13 protein-coding genes and 1 pseudogene are annotated in these 13,878 nt (G+C 65.6%); 4 read left to right on the plus strand and 10 right to left on the minus strand.

Annotated elements, in window-relative coordinates:
* Nucleotides 1-61 precede the first annotated feature (61 nt).
* On the minus strand, nucleotides 62-286 hold the full coding sequence (locus tag ACWRN3_RS13690) for a hypothetical protein (protein ID WP_159632808.1): 225 nt from the start codon (nucleotides 284-286) through the stop codon (nucleotides 62-64).
* A 266-nt stretch (nucleotides 287-552) separates the two neighbouring features.
* On the opposite strand from ACWRN3_RS13690, the gene ACWRN3_RS13695 reads away from it, so the two are divergent.
* Nucleotides 553-1,692, plus strand: a complete 1,140-nt coding sequence (locus ACWRN3_RS13695) for a VIT1/CCC1 transporter family protein (protein ID WP_476740958.1) — start codon at nucleotides 553-555, stop codon at nucleotides 1,690-1,692.
* Nucleotides 1,693-1,733: 41 nt separating this feature from the next.
* Here ACWRN3_RS13695 and ACWRN3_RS13700 read toward each other — a convergent pair whose 3' ends face one another.
* Nucleotides 1,734-2,870 carry an LOG family protein gene (locus tag ACWRN3_RS13700; RefSeq protein ID WP_476740959.1) on the minus strand — a complete coding sequence of 379 codons (1,137 nt, stop codon included), beginning with the start codon at nucleotides 2,868-2,870 and terminating at the stop codon, nucleotides 1,734-1,736.
* Between the two features lie 411 nt (nucleotides 2,871-3,281).
* Here ACWRN3_RS13700 and ACWRN3_RS13705 point away from each other — a divergent pair, with 411 nt between their 5' ends.
* A complete protein-coding gene (locus ACWRN3_RS13705; RefSeq protein ID WP_324644281.1) occupies nucleotides 3,282-4,022 on the plus strand; it encodes a GntR family transcriptional regulator in 741 nt (246 codons plus the stop codon).
* A 17-nt stretch (nucleotides 4,023-4,039) separates the two neighbouring features.
* A complete protein-coding gene (iolB, locus tag ACWRN3_RS13710; RefSeq protein ID WP_476740960.1) occupies nucleotides 4,040-4,933 on the plus strand; it encodes a 5-deoxy-glucuronate isomerase in 894 nt (297 codons plus the stop codon).
* A gap of 38 nt (nucleotides 4,934-4,971) precedes the next feature.
* Here the strand turns inward: iolB and ACWRN3_RS13715 are convergent, their stop codons facing one another.
* Nucleotides 4,972-6,174 (minus strand): MFS transporter, encoded by a 1,203-nt coding sequence (locus tag ACWRN3_RS13715; RefSeq protein ID WP_476740961.1) that lies wholly within the window; start codon nucleotides 6,172-6,174, stop codon nucleotides 4,972-4,974.
* Nucleotides 6,175-6,339: 165 nt separating this feature from the next.
* Between ACWRN3_RS13715 and ACWRN3_RS13720 the strand changes: the two genes are divergently transcribed.
* On the plus strand, nucleotides 6,340-6,789 hold the full coding sequence (locus ACWRN3_RS13720; RefSeq protein ID WP_476740962.1) for a MarR family winged helix-turn-helix transcriptional regulator: 450 nt from the start codon (nucleotides 6,340-6,342) through the stop codon (nucleotides 6,787-6,789).
* Between the two features lie 12 nt (nucleotides 6,790-6,801).
* Here ACWRN3_RS13720 and ACWRN3_RS13725 read toward each other — a convergent pair whose 3' ends face one another.
* The 7 genes and pseudogenes from ACWRN3_RS13725 to ACWRN3_RS13755 all read right to left on the minus strand — a co-directional run bounded on the left by ACWRN3_RS13725 (nucleotide 6,802) and on the right by ACWRN3_RS13755 (nucleotide 13,633).
* Nucleotides 6,802-7,845: a Gfo/Idh/MocA family protein gene (locus ACWRN3_RS13725; RefSeq protein ID WP_476740963.1), complete on the minus strand. Its 1,044-nt coding sequence runs from the start codon at nucleotides 7,843-7,845 to the stop codon at nucleotides 6,802-6,804.
* Entirely contained in the window at nucleotides 7,842-8,627 is a 786-nt protein-coding gene (locus ACWRN3_RS13730; RefSeq protein WP_476740964.1) for a TIM barrel protein, read from the minus strand. Before ACWRN3_RS13730 ends, ACWRN3_RS13725 begins: the two co-directional genes overlap by 4 nt.
* The gene (locus ACWRN3_RS13735; protein ID WP_476740965.1) at nucleotides 8,627-9,715 is read right to left on the minus strand and encodes a Gfo/Idh/MocA family oxidoreductase; all 1,089 of its coding nucleotides are present in this window, start codon (nucleotides 9,713-9,715) and stop codon (nucleotides 8,627-8,629) included. Before ACWRN3_RS13735 ends, ACWRN3_RS13730 begins: the two co-directional genes overlap by 1 nt.
* A 249-nt stretch (nucleotides 9,716-9,964) precedes the next feature.
* Nucleotides 9,965-10,495, minus strand: a pseudogene (locus ACWRN3_RS13740) (Gfo/Idh/MocA family protein); the annotation flags it as partial.
* A 91-nt stretch (nucleotides 10,496-10,586) separates the two neighbouring features.
* Nucleotides 10,587-11,522 carry an ATP-binding cassette domain-containing protein gene (locus ACWRN3_RS13745; protein ID WP_476740966.1) on the minus strand — a complete coding sequence of 312 codons (936 nt, stop codon included), beginning with the start codon at nucleotides 11,520-11,522 and terminating at the stop codon, nucleotides 10,587-10,589.
* Between the two features lie 10 nt (nucleotides 11,523-11,532).
* Nucleotides 11,533-12,588 (minus strand): ABC transporter permease, encoded by a 1,056-nt coding sequence (locus ACWRN3_RS13750; protein ID WP_476741021.1) that lies wholly within the window; start codon nucleotides 12,586-12,588, stop codon nucleotides 11,533-11,535.
* Between the two features lie 49 nt (nucleotides 12,589-12,637).
* Complete coding sequence (locus tag ACWRN3_RS13755) at nucleotides 12,638-13,633, minus strand: substrate-binding domain-containing protein (protein ID WP_476740967.1); 996 nt, start codon at nucleotides 13,631-13,633, stop codon at nucleotides 12,638-12,640.
* Nucleotides 13,634-13,878 lie beyond the last annotated feature (245 nt).

A 13,878-nucleotide genomic window follows, 5' to 3' on the forward strand; every position in this document is an offset into this window, starting at 1 on the left:
ACGCACGCCGGCGGCACCTCCTTTCGCCCTGCAGCGAAAGGAGGTGCCGCCGTCGTAAGTCCTACTCCCCCGTGTCGCGCTCGTCGTCATCCAGCGGGACCTCACGGTCCTCGGCGTCGATGACTACCGGGGCCGGCTGGACCACCGGCTCTTCCTCGTCGATGAATTCGTCTTCCGCGTCCCAGTCCGCGTCGTCTACCGGTGCATCCTCGGCGTAATCGTAGGCGGGGTCCGCTTCGACGGCGTCCAGGTGCGGCATGTCCGGGTGCTGTCCGGTGGTGCTCATGATTCAACCTCCGTATGTTCGCCTGACGTGCTCTTTCAGGTAGGGCGCAGGCTGCGCCACACCTTCATCAGAGCACCGGCCGGGCGGACGGGTCAATAGCCGCCGCGGTCCCGGAAATGAGTCCCTAACTGCAGCCGGGGCACCCGACGTTTTAAGGTCAACCGAAACTTCCCAGCGAGGTTTGCCAGCCAAAAAACCGCGGAAATCCGCAGTAGGCTGGCAGGGCAAAGGCGCGAGTACATGCCCTTTCCAGCCCAGGAGTTACAGTGTCGCAGCACGCCCAGTCCGAATCCCACGCCACGCCCGCCGGGGCCGGCAACCCAACCCAGCCCTCGCCGTCGAACATCAAGCGGTGGCGCCAATACCTGGCCGACGAGCGCGCGGAAGCCGCCGTCTACCGGGACCTGGCCCAGAACCGCGAGGGCGAGGAACGGTCCATCCTCCTTGCCCTGGCCGAGGCCGAAGGCCGGCATGAGGCCCATTGGCTGGCGCTGCTGGGCGACCACGCAGGCAAGCCGAAAAGGGCCTCCGCCCGGAGCCGTTTCCTCGGATTCCTGGCCCGCCACTTTGGCTCCGTGTTTGTGCTTGCCCTGGCCCAGCGCGCCGAGGGCCGCTCCCCCTATGCCAAGGACCCCAACGCCACAGCCGCCATGGCCGCTGATGAGCAGATCCATGAGGAAGTGGTGCGGGGCCTGGCCACCCGTGGGCGCAACCGCCTGGCCGGTACCTTCCGCGCCGCGGTCTTTGGCGCGAACGACGGCCTGGTCAGCAACCTCTCCCTGGTGATGGGCATGGCCGCGTCCGGCGTGGCCAGCAGCGTGGTGCTCCTCAGCGGCATCGCCGGGCTCCTGGCCGGTGCCATGTCCATGGGCGCGGGCGAATTCATTTCCGTCCGCTCCCAGCGCGAACTGCTGGCGGCCACCCGGCCCACGCAGGTCACGCTGGCGGCCGCACCCAAGCTTGACCTCGAGCACAATGAATTGCTCCTGGTGTACCTGGCCCGCGGCATGTCCCGGGAAGCGGCCGAACACCGGGTGGCCGAGCGCATGGGGTTGCTGCCCTGCGACTGCGACCCCAGCTTGTCCCTGCAGCCGGACCTGCCGGAGGAAGAGGACCAGCATGAGGCAGTGGGCACGGCCTGGGGTGCGGCGCTGTCCAGCTTCTGCTTCTTCGCCTCCGGCGCCATCGTCCCCATCCTGCCGTTCCTGTTCGGCCTCACCGGCGTCGCTGCCCTCGTGGTCGCAGGCGCCCTGGTGGGCATCGCGCTCCTGGCGACCGGTGCCGCCGTCGGCCTGCTGTCCGGCACCTCCCCGCTGACCCGCGGCCTGCGGCAGCTTGCCATCGGCCTGGGCGCGGCAGCCATCACGTACCTGCTGGGCCTGCTCTTCGGCACGGCCGTCGGCTAGCACCAGGCAAAGGACACTTCGTGGAGGTCCTCCGGCAGCGTTCAGCGCTGCCGGAGGACCTCCACTGCTTCATCCACCGTGTCCACCAGGTGGATGTAGTCCGCCATGGCCCTGCCGGCGGCCAGGCTGCGCAGCATGGGCCAGGCCGGATACTCCTGCTCCCAGTAGCGCCGACCCACCAGGACCATGGGGGCCACCTTTTCGCGGGCGCCGTAGTAGTTCTCGCAGGCGTCCTGGAAGATCTCCTGGACGGTGCCGGCGGCTCCCGGCAGGAAGACGATGCCGCCGTGGCACAGTTCCAGCAGGATGGCCTCGCGGATGGCATTGGCGAAGTATTTGGCGATGTGCGTGGCAAAGTAGTTGGGCGGCTCATGCCCGTAAAACCAGGTGGGGATCCCGAGCGACGGAGTCCCGTCCGGATGGCGTTCGACGACGGCAGCCGCCGCCCGCGCCCACGCCGACACGGACGGCCGGAACCCCGGGACCACCGCGAGCGTGGCAAGCGCCGCCTCCAAGTCGCCGTCGGACGCCTGGCACAGGTAGGCGCCCAGGTTAGCCGCCTCCATGGCACCGGGGCCGCCGCCGGTGGCCACCGAATAGCCCTCACCGGCCAGCAGCTTCCCGAGCCGCGCTGCGTCCGCAAACTCCCGGCTCCCCCGGGGCGCGGCATGGCCGCCCATGACACCGACGATGGACCGGCGGGTCCACGCCTCCGATCGCGTCAGTTCCTCCAGCGCGTCCCCGATTGCATGGTCGTGCAGGGCAGAGGCCAGGGTTGCGTCCACGCGGTGTCGTTGCCCCGGCTGGATGCTCCAGTGGTAGATGCGGGCATCCGGCAGTTCCTCGTACGGGGACCTGGCAAGACCGGCATACAGCTCGGCCGGTGAATACAGCGAAGCCCGGTAGGGGTCGAAGGGGACGCCATCAAGCCGCGGAAAGATCAGGGCACCGCGGCCGCGCAGGTTGGCTTCCATGCCGTCGTCAAAGAGGCAGCCGAGGAACATGGCGCCTTCGACGCTGACGCTTTTCAGTGCGGCCGACCGGCCCCGCAGGTCCAGGGACTGTGCATGCCAGCCGTGCAGATTGACCGCACCGCCGGCCACCAGACGGTCGAAGCTCGCCAGGTCCTGTACCTCGAGGGTGCGGGGACGGGGGCCAAGGCTTCCGGCGTAATTCACGGCTGCTGCCCCACAGTCCACATCATGGAGCCAGCCTAGGCCACCGGACGCAAACGCGGGACCGGACCCTGCCCTTTTCGTCAATCACGGAAAGGCGCCGGGCAGGCCCCGCGGTGGTCGGCCATGCCGCCTCCGGTGAGGGCGCCGACGGCGGCACCCGGGAACAGCAGTGCGCTCACCACACTGGCTTCCTCGAGGCGGTCATGTTGAGGGAGTCGTTCATGTACAGCACGGCGCGGAGACGCCTCGTCGGGCGGGGTGCGGACGCAATCCCTTGACCGGCGGCAGGCGCCTGCTACGATTCAAGGAAGAAACTATGTCCTATCAAGCGGACATATGCCGAAGAGGCCCGCCAGCGCCGGCGTCGAGACCAGATCAAGGTGCTGACACCGACGTATGAGGAAATGCACTGTGGCGAACAACCTGGGACTCAGCATCGACCGCTCCTCCCCCGTGCCCTTGTACCACCAGGTGGTCCAGGGCATCGAGGCAGCCATTTACAGTGGCGTGCTGGAGCCCGGCAGCCGGTTGGATAACGAGATCGACCTGGCAGCCCAGCTCAACCTGTCCCGGCCAACCATGCGCAAGGCCATGGACGAATTGGTCCGGTCCGGCCTGCTGGTGCGCAAGCGCGGCGTGGGAACGCAGGTGGTCTCCAGCCAGGTGCGACGCCCTTTGGAGCTGTCCAGCCTCTATGACGACCTCACCAACAACGGCAAGAAACCCACCACGGAAGTCCTGAGCTTCTCCCACATCGAGGCCGACGACGCCATCCTGGCCACGCTCCAGCTCCCCGCAGGCTCGAAGGTGTACCACTTCACCAGGCTGCGGAAAGTGGGCGGCAAACCCCTGGCCCTCATGGAGAACTGGGTGCGCGACGACATCGCCGAGATGGACGAGGCAATGCTCGGTGCCGAGGGCCTGTACTCGATCCTCCGCCGCGGCGGGGTGAACTTCCGGCTGGCCACCCAGCGGATCGGCGCCATGACCGCTAATGAGTACCAGGCCTCCATGCTGGAAACCAGCGAAGGATCCGCGCTGGTCACCATGGAACGCACCGCCGTGGACGATACCGGACGCCGGGTGGAAACAGGACAGCATGTGTACCGCGCCGATTCCTACAGCTTCGAAATGACACTCGTACAGCGATAATCCAAGGAGCCAACTCCATGACCAACTGGGTCTACCCCCTGGGCACCGCCGCCGACGGCAAATGGGATGTCTCGATCGGAACATCCGACTCCTCTCTCACCGTAGACGGCTGGGCACACACCGGACTGAAGGTGGCCACCGTGCCTGCCGGCGCCGCCGTCGAACTTCCCGCCGGGGACGAGGAACGGATCGTTGTGCCCCTCAACGGGTCCTTCATCGTCACCGTTGACGCCACCGACCATCCCTTGAACGGCCGGCCCTCGGTCTTCTCCGGGCCGACGGACGTGCTCTACTCCGGCACCGGCCGCGCCGTGAGCATCAGCTCTGCCGAAGGGGGCCGCGTTGCCGTGGCCACCGCACCGGCGAACGCGTCGTACCCCACCCGGCTGGTATCCGCGACCGAAACGCCGGTGGAACTGCGCGGCGCCGGCAACTGCTCACGCCAGGTCCACAACTTCGGCACGCCGGCAGCACTCGAGGCCGACCGCTTCATCGTCTGCGAGGTCCTCACCCCGGCCGGGAACTGGTCCTCGTATCCTCCGCACAAGCATGATGAGGAGAAGGACGGCGAGACCTCCCTGGAGGAGATCTACTACTTCGAGACACAGGTGGCGGCAGGGTCAGGGGCTCCCTCCGACGCCGACGCCATCGGCTACCAGCGCGTTTACGCCTCCGACGAGCGCCCCATTGATGTCTCGGCCGAAGTCCGCACGGGCGACGTTGTCCTGGTTCCTTACGGGTGGCACGGTCCTGCCATGGCCGCGCCCGGTTACGACATGTACTACCTGAATGTCATGGCGGGCCCCGGTCCCGTGCGGGAGTGGCTGATCAGTGACGACCCGCACCACGGCTGGGTGCGGCAGACCTGGGAGAGCCAGGACATCGACCCGCGGCTGCCGTTCGGCGCCTGACCCGCACTGAGGGTGCGCAGCTCCTCGCGTCCCGCCGCTTAGCGGCTGACCAGCTCCTCCGCCGCCTGGACCTGGCCCTCCGCGTGCTTTTCGCTCCGCTTGGCGCCAGCCGCGGCGAGTGCCATGACCCCCAGGCCCGCAAGCGTGATGGCCGCGCCGGCCCAACTGGGCGAGGTGTAGCCGAGCCCTGCTGTGATGGTGACGCCGCCCAGCCATGCGCCCAGGGCGTTGCCCACGTTGAAGGCTCCGATGTTGGCGCCGGAGGCGAGTGTGGGCGCCCCCGAGGCGTACTTCATCACGCGCATCTGCAGGCCCGGCACGGTGGCAAAGCCGAAGCCTCCCATCAGGACCAGCGAGATGACCGTCAGGGCAGGATTGGCGGCTGTCAGGGCGAACGCTACCAGGACCACGGTCAGCGCGGCGAGCACCACGAGGAGCGTCCTGTCCACGTTGCGGTCGGCGGCCTTACCGCCCAGGGTGTTGCCGGCGAAGAGGCCCACGCCGAAGACAATGAGCAGCCACGGCACGGTTGACGCCGCGAATCCGGAGACTTCAGTCAGGGTGTAGGCGATGTAGGTGAACGCGCCGAACATGCCGCCGAAGCCCAGGATGGTCACCACAATGGAAAGCCACACCTGCCCCGAGCGGAAGGCGCGGAGCTCCGAGCGGAGGCTGCCAGCTTCTTCGGTCGCACCTGCTGGCGTGGGGACCAGCGCCAGGATGCCGGCGAGCGCGGCCACCCCGATGGCCGTGATGGCCCAGAAGGTGGCACGCCAGCCTGCTGCCTGGCCCAGCAGCGTTCCGAACGGGACGCCCAGGACGTTCGCCGCGGTCAGGCCGGTGAACATGAGCGCGATGGCGCCGGCCTTCTTGCTGGGCGGGACCATGCCGGCTGCCACCACGGCCCCGATCCCGAAGAAGGCGCCGTGCGAGAGGGCGGCGACAACGCGGCCCAGCATCATGGGCCAGTAGCCGTCCGCCGTGGCGGAGAGCAGGTTCCCGGCGATGAACAGGACCAGCAGGGCGGCCAGCACCGGCTTGCGCTGGAAACGTGTCACGGCGGCCGTCAGGCCCAGCGCGCCCACCACAACGGAGAGCGCATAGCCGGAGATGAACCAGCCGGCCGACGCTTCACTCACCCTGAAGTCCGCCGCTACCTCCGGGAGGAGACCGGCGATGACGAATTCAGTGAGTCCAATGCCAAACCCGCCAAGGGCGAGTGCTATCAGGCCAACAGGCATGCGAATGCTCCTTGAGCTGCGTGTGGTTGTTCCAGGGATGGGAGGCGCCTAAGATAGTTGCAGGCGCGGTATTTATTGTTGCACATGCAAATATACCGCGCAAGCAACTATCTGATTCGAGCTACGGATGGCCTCTTTGCGGAGCCGTTCTGTGAAGGAGCAAGCATGGGCATCAAGGACGACGCCGTCGAAGTCCGCGCCCAGGGCTGGCGCACCCTGGCGGCCCTGCACGGGCTGATCGAAAACGAACTGGAACGGGCCCTCCAGGCGAAGTCGAAGCTCTCCGTGGTGGAGTACACGGTGCTGGACGCCCTCAGCCGTCAGGACGGATGGCACATGCGCATGCAGCAGCTGGCGCGCGCCACCGCCCTGAGCCCCAGCGCCACCACAAGGCTGGTGAACCGGCTGGAGGACCGCGGCCTCCTGACCAGGATCCTGTGCGACGACGACCGCCGCGGTATCTACACGGAACTGACACCCACCGGCCTCAGCCTCCTGGAGGAAGCGAGGCCGGTGCACGATGCCACCCTCGAACATGCCCTGGGCGCAGCGCGGGACATTCCGGAACTGGCCCCCTTGGTTGACGCGCTCCCCAAGCTGCACGCGCTGTCCTGACCGGGGCGCGGCTCAGGCCACCCGGCTGGCTACGGCTCCTGCCACCCGGACCGGAAGGCCGGTGGCCAGGGACGCCTGCGCGGCATCGGCCACCCGGGAGGCGGCCACAGCGTCCTCGGGCGTGCACGGGTTGTCCCGACGGCCCAGGACAAGCTCAACGAACGCGGCCATCTCGGAACGGTAGGCCTGGTCGAAGCGCCCGGCAAACGTCGTGTGCGGCTCGCCCGAGGGAAATAACACGCCGGGCTCGGCTGATGCCAAAGCGGTCCTGTCGTCGAGGCCCACCATGAGCGACCGGCTGGACCCCTGGATTTCCAGCCGCACGTCGTGGCCCGCCCCGTTGTACCGGGTCGCCGAGACCGTGCCTACTGTGCCGTCGTCGAAGGTCACCAGCGCCAGCGCTGTGTCCACATCCCCTACAGCGCCGATCTCCGGGTCCCCGTTGTTGGATCCCTTGGCATAGACCTCTACGATTTCACGGCCGGTCAGCCAGCGAAGGATGTCAAAGTCGTGCACCGAGCAGTCACGGAAGAGCCCGCCGGAGGTGGCCAGGAATTCCACGGGCGGCGGGGCCATGTCGCAGGTGACCGCGCGCAGGGAGTGGATCCACCCCAACTCGCCTGCCTGATAAGCCCTCCGTGCTTCCAGGTAGCCGGCATCGAAACGGCGCTGGTGGCCGATCTGGACCACGCCGTTCTTGTCCCGGATGTAGTCCAGCACAGGCAGGGCATCGGCAACATTCAAGGCCACCGGCTTTTCGCAGAAGACCGGAATGCCGGCATCCACCCCTGCCTTGATGAGGCCAGGATGCGTACCCGTGCCGGTGGCAACCACCAGTCCGTCCAGGCCGGAGGCGAGCAGCGCTTCCACGGACGGAAGGAACTCCGCGCCCAAGCTGTGGGCGACGGTCCTGGCATGATCTTCGGCAACGTCGGTAAGCCGCAGCCTGACCTCAATGCCTTCCGGTTTCATGGCATCGTTGAGCCTGGCGATGTTATCCGCGTGCATGCTGCCGATCCGGCCCACACCCACCAGGCCAAGAGTCACAGTTTTCACAGTTCTTCCTCCGCATAGACGGTGAACGCCGTTCTGAAGGCTTCAAGGGCGGCGTCGCTGTCACCCTTGGCCCAGGCCTCCATACCCACGGTGCCTTGGTATCCAAGCCCGGCAAGGGCCTTGGCGACCGCGGCGTAGTTGATCTCCCCGGTGCCCGGCTCGCAACGGCCGGGCACGTCCGCCACCTGGATTTCGCCGATGTACGGCAGGGCTGAACGCACCAGCTCAATCAGGTTCCCCTCCCCCAGTTGCGCGTGGTAAAGGTCCAGCATCAGCTTTGCGTAGGGATGCGCCGTAGCTTCCACCAAGGCCAGTGTGTCCTTGGCCCGTGCGAGTGGGATGCCGGGATGGTCAAGGATAGTGTTGAGGTTTTCCAGGCAGAATGTCACGCCGTGCGGTTCGCCCAGGTTCCCGAGCCTCTCGAGGGTCCGCGCGCCTGTTGCCCACATGCGACCAGTGGAACGGTAGGCCGGGCGGGCGGCGTGACCGTCCACCAGTTCGGCCGGATGCACCACCATGCGGCTCACGCCGAGTTCCAGCGCGGTGGGGATCAAGGATTCGGCTGTCCGGACCACGTCATCGCAGGTGTCCGGGTCCACCAGGCTGCCTGAGGTGTAGCCCGTCATGGACGAGAAAACGGCACCGGTGGCCTTCAGCGCCTGGATGTCCTTGCTGCGCGAATCCCACAGTTCGACGTCGAAGCCGGCCTCGTGGATGCGGCGCACCCGCTCCACAAACGGAAGGTCGGGGTAGACCATCTCCGCGCAGACTGCCAGGCGCATCAGAGTGCGGCTTTCTCGGCAACGGCAACGGGGGCCCCGCTCTTGACGGACTCAATGCAGGCCAGTGCCATGGCAAGGGCGCGGCGGGCGTCGGCAGCGCCGGGAGTCAGGGTGACGTCGGACGACGGCGACGGCTTGCCGTCCAGCCGGGCACGTACGGCCCCTGCAAAATCAGCAAGTTCGTCGGTGTAGGCCTGGCGGAAGAGCTCGACGTTGAGGCGCGGAGTGTCTGCCGAGAGCCCCTCGGCCGTGTACCGGCGGGCTGCAGTTTCCGTGGCGCGCCCGGCCTGGACCATGCCCTTGGACCCAAAGACTTCCCCGCGGATGTCGTACCCGTAGAGCGCGCTGAAGTTCGCTTCCGCCACCGCCACCGCGCCGTTGCTGTACCTGATGGTGACCACCGCGGTGTCCAGGAAACCCTGGCTGCGCAGGGAAGGCTCCACCAGTGCATCCGCCACCGCGTACACCTCCACCGGCTCTGCGCCCTCGTTGAACCAGTTGAGGGTATCGAAGTCGTGGATGAGGGTCTCCAGGAAAATGGTCCAGGCCGGGACCCGTGCCGCGTTGGGGATGCTTCCGTTTCCGGGATCGCGGGTCAGCGAGCGCAGGAGCTGCGGCGTTCCGGCGATGCCGGCTGCCAGGTCCTTCTTGGCAGCCTGGAAGTCGTCGGCGTACCGGCGGTTGAAGCCGATCTGGAAGTGCACACCGGCTTCCTCCACAGCTTCCAGCGCGGCATCGAGTTCCTCCAGGGACTGGCCGGCGGGTTTCTCGCAGAAAACGTGTTTCCCGGCGGCTGCGGCCTGCGCGATCAGTGCCGAGTGAAACCGTGCCGGGCTGGCGATGATGACGGCGTCGATCTCCGGGTCCGCAAAGATATCTTCGGCGCTGGCTGTGACCTTGGCGGTGCCCAGTTCCGTGGCAAGGGCCTGGGCGGATTCGACGTTGGGGTCCGCGATGGCGGCCAGCTCAGCACCGGGGACTCGGCGGGCGATGCTCTCGGCATGGAAAGCCCCCATCCAGCCGGAACCGATGAGCCCGATCCGGACGGGTGCGGGACCTGGTGTTTGCTTGTGCGGTATGTAAGCCATTGGCTCGTCCTTTCAGTAATGGATCAATAGAAACCCAGGCAGCTGTTGCATTGGCCTGGAAACTCGATGGAAGCTGGCGGCAGATTTCGTCGGCTACTTCCAGGGTCCGGGTGGAGGCAGCGAGGGGGCGCTGCGGGCTTTGGACCTCACCGCCGTCGGCGAACTGCATCACTGCAGGGAGCTGGGTGTTGACCCCGGACGGCTGCGGCTGGCCGATGTGGCATGCAGCCTTTCTGGCCGGCCAAGGACTTCGGCGAAGCGGGGCCGCCAGTCCGCAGGCACGGCAGCCCGGCGGGTTCCGGCTTCTTCCACGCTGCTCCGCCCCGCCTGCCATGAGACTTCAGTGATGGGCGAACCCAGCAGCCAGGGGATGATGTCCAGCTCGTGGATGGCCGAGTTGGTAATGGCGGATTCCGCTGTGGTGCCGGGGCCCGCAGCGGCGTTGCGGCTGGTGCAGCGGACAATCAGCGGCTCACCCTGGGCCCGTTCCTGCACGGACCTGCGCAGGGCCACGTACCCGGGATCAAAGCGCCGCATGAAGCCCAGCGACAGCAGCGTTGAGTCGTGCGAGGCAACAACGACGGCGTCCACCTCGCTGGAGTTGATCAGCTCGGAAGGATCGGTGGTGATGCGTGCCGATGGAGGCGCCGCTTCCGCGGCCCGCCCGGCGTCGAGGTCTGCTACGAAGGTGACGTCGGCCCCGCTGATGGCGGTGCCCAGGTTCTTGATGTGGTCTGCGCCCATGACACCGGCGCCAATGACGCCAACCCGGATCGGCATGCTGTCTTCCCGTCTGCTGTTCTTTCCTTGCACCATTGGCAGGTAGCGGCGGGCCCGTCCAGTCCATATCCGGCGGGCCCGTCCGGTCCTGCTACACGTGCCGCGGGCTGCTGTCCCTTGACGGCTCGGACGTGTGGCTCACGTCGGCAACCTCGGCCTGGACTTCCTTGACCACATCCCCATGTCCGCCGAGCTGTTCGAGCTCGTGGGCAAGCTCTGCAAGTTCTGCGCCGCCGGCCATCTGGGCCGTGAGCTCGTCCAGGGTGATGTCCTTCTTGTCGTAGTAGCCGATGGACTTGCCACGCTTGAGCAGCAGGAACCTGTCCCCGACGGGGAAGGCGTGGTGCGGGTTGTGGGTGATGAAGATGACCCCCAGCCCGCGGTCACGGGCCTGCAGGATGTAACGCAAAACCACACCCGACTGTTTGACGCCCAGGGCCGCCGTCGGCTCGTCCAGGATGAGGACCTTGGCACCGAAGTACACCGCGCGTGCAATGGCCACGCACTGCCGCTCGCCGCCTGACAACTGGCCGATGGGCTGTTCCACGTCGCGCAGGTCGATGCCCATGTCCGCGAGCTCTTTCTTGGTGATGTCCTTCATTGCCTGGACATCCATCCGCTGGAAGGGCCCTTTTCCGGTGGTCAGCTCGGACCCCAGGAAGAAGTTGCGCCAGATCGGCATCAGCGGCACCACCGCAAGGTCCTGGTACACGGTGGCAATGCCGGCATCCAGGGCCTCCCTGGGAGAGCTGAACTTCCGCTCCTCGCCCATGATCTGCAGCACGCCTTCGTCATGCTGGTGCAGGCCGGCAATGATCTTGATCAGGGTGGACTTTCCGGCTCCGTTGTCACCAAGGACACATGTGACCCTGCCGTTGTCCACGGCCATGGTCACGTCCCGCAGCGCCACGATGTTTCCGTAGTGCTTGCCGACCCCGTCCAAGGAGAGCAGGTGCACCGGAGTGTGCGTCAGCGGGTCCGCCTCGTTCCGGAGCAACGTCTGCTGATCGATTTGTTTGGCATTCATGTTCGGCCCCTTACTTGAGTTCAGCACGGCGTTTGACGATGAGGTTCACGATGGTGGCCAACAGCAGCATCAGGCCCAGGAAGAACTTGAACCAGTCCGGGTTCCACTGTGCGTAGACGATGCCCTTATTGGCCATTCCGAAGATGAACGCACCGATCGCGCCGCCCACGGCGGAACCGTAGCCGCCCGTGAGGAGGCAGCCGCCGATCACCGCGGCGATGATGTAAAGGAATTCGTTGCCGACTCCTTCACCCGACTGCACCGCGTCGAACGCGAAGAGGTTGTGCATGCCCAAAACCCAGCCGCAGAAGCCGACGGCCATGAAAAGCCCGATCTTGGTGGCCTTGACCGGCACGCCCACTGCGCGGGCTGCGTTCTCGTCGCCGCCGACGGCGAAAATCCAGTTGCCCACCTTGGTCCTTAGAAGCACCCAGGAGGCGACCAGGACCAGTGCGATCCAGATGAATACAGTGTTTTTTACCTCTACCCCGGCGATGTTCACGGATGAGGAAAAGACTGCTTTCGCGGAGGCAAATCCATCCATGTTGGAAATGGACGGCGACGAGACGCCGCCTCCGATCAGGCGTGTCAGGCCCAGGTTCAAACCCGTCAGCATCAGGAAAGTCGCGAGGGTGACAATAAAGCTCGGGAGCTTGGTCTTCATCAGGATCCAGCCGTTGATGTAGCCGATGCCGAGTGAAACAACCAAAGCAAGGACCACGCCAACCCATACGTTCACGCTGAAGTACCAGCTGAACATCGACGCTGTAAGGGCGGAACTGATGACTGCTACACCAGTGGAAAGGTCGAACTCCCCTCCGATCATCAGCAAGGAAACGCCCACGGCCATGATCCCGATTGTCGAACTGCCGTAAAGCACGGTGGCAAAAGCATTGGGTTGAATGAACGTCTGTGAAACTGAAGCAAAGAATATAAAGAGGACAATCGCGCCTACCAGGGCGCCGACTTCAGGCCTGCCCAATAGCTTCTGCAGTTGATTGCGTTTACCCACCCGCTCATCCGTGGTTGCTGCCGCTGGCCTCTTGAGTGTATGTGTCGCGGTCATGATGTTCTCCTTTGTGCCTGGCCGTTCCTCGTCCAGAGACACGGGGTGGTTAGCGGACGCCTTGCTGGGCAAACTGGAGCACTTTGGCTGCTGCGGCTTTGTCCACGATGGCCGGACCGGTGAGTACCGGCTGGCCGCCACCGATGGTGAAGCCGCCACGCTTGTTTTGCCAGATTGAATCGATGGCGCCATAACCCTGCAGCCACGGCTGCTGGTCCACGGTGAAGAGGATCTCGCCGTTGGCGATCTTCTGGGCAAGCTCGGCGTTCATGTCGAATGAGGCCACCTTGACCTTGCTGCCGGCGGAGCTGACAGCCTTCAGGATGGTCAGCGTGTACGGGGCACCCAATCCGATGATGGCGTCGGCGTCCGCCGTTGCCTGCAGCTTTGCAGTGACGGTGGAGGATACCTGGGTCATGTCCGTGCCCGTAACGTAGAGGACTTCTGTTCCCGGAATCTTTTCCTTGACTCCAGCGCACCTGGCCTCCAGGCCAACGTGGCCCTGTTCCTGGATCACGCAGATGGGATGGGACACGGATTCGCTCGCGAGTTTCTGGCCAACAGCGGCACCGGCGAGTTTCTCGTTTGAACCGAAGTGCGTAAAGGCGCCCAGTTGCGCGGAGACCGACTCACCGGCGTTGAGGCTGACCACCGGGATGCCGGCATCCGTTGCCTTCTTCAAGGCAGTCTTCAGCGCGTCGGGCTTGGCAAGCGTGACTGCGATGCCGTCGACTTTCTGATCCACGGCCTGCTCGATCAGCTGTGCCTGGCGGCCACCTTCGGGGTCCGAGGTGTACAGGAGCTCCACGTTGTCCTTGGCTGCAGCTTCTTCGGCGCCCTTGCGGACGATGTCCCAGAAGGTGTCGCCCGGAGCCGCGTGGGTAATCAGCGCAACCTTAATCCTGTCAGTGGTGGCCGCCTGTCCGGCGCCGGCGGCCTTGCCACTGTCGGCAGGCTTACCGCCCTGGCTGGAACAAGCACTGAGAGCCATCATCGGAACAACGGCCGCCACCAGGACCGCCTTGCGCCACGAAAACTTCTTCACGATAAATCTCCTTTGATTTTCTGGCTGAACCCACGCTTCCTTACGTGGGTTGAATTGCCTTCCCCACGATCATGGTGATGCGACTCACAAAAGTCAATACTTTGTCCTGTCATTAGCATGTTCTGACGTAATGAAGGGTTACTTTGGGGCGTCCAAGTCGCTGCTGCAGGTACTGCGGCCAGTCAAAACGCAGGATGCCCCGTTGAGACAAGCTCAACAGGGCATCCAAAAAGTGCTCGAGACGA

The organism is Pseudarthrobacter sp. rb (assembly GCF_056389225.1).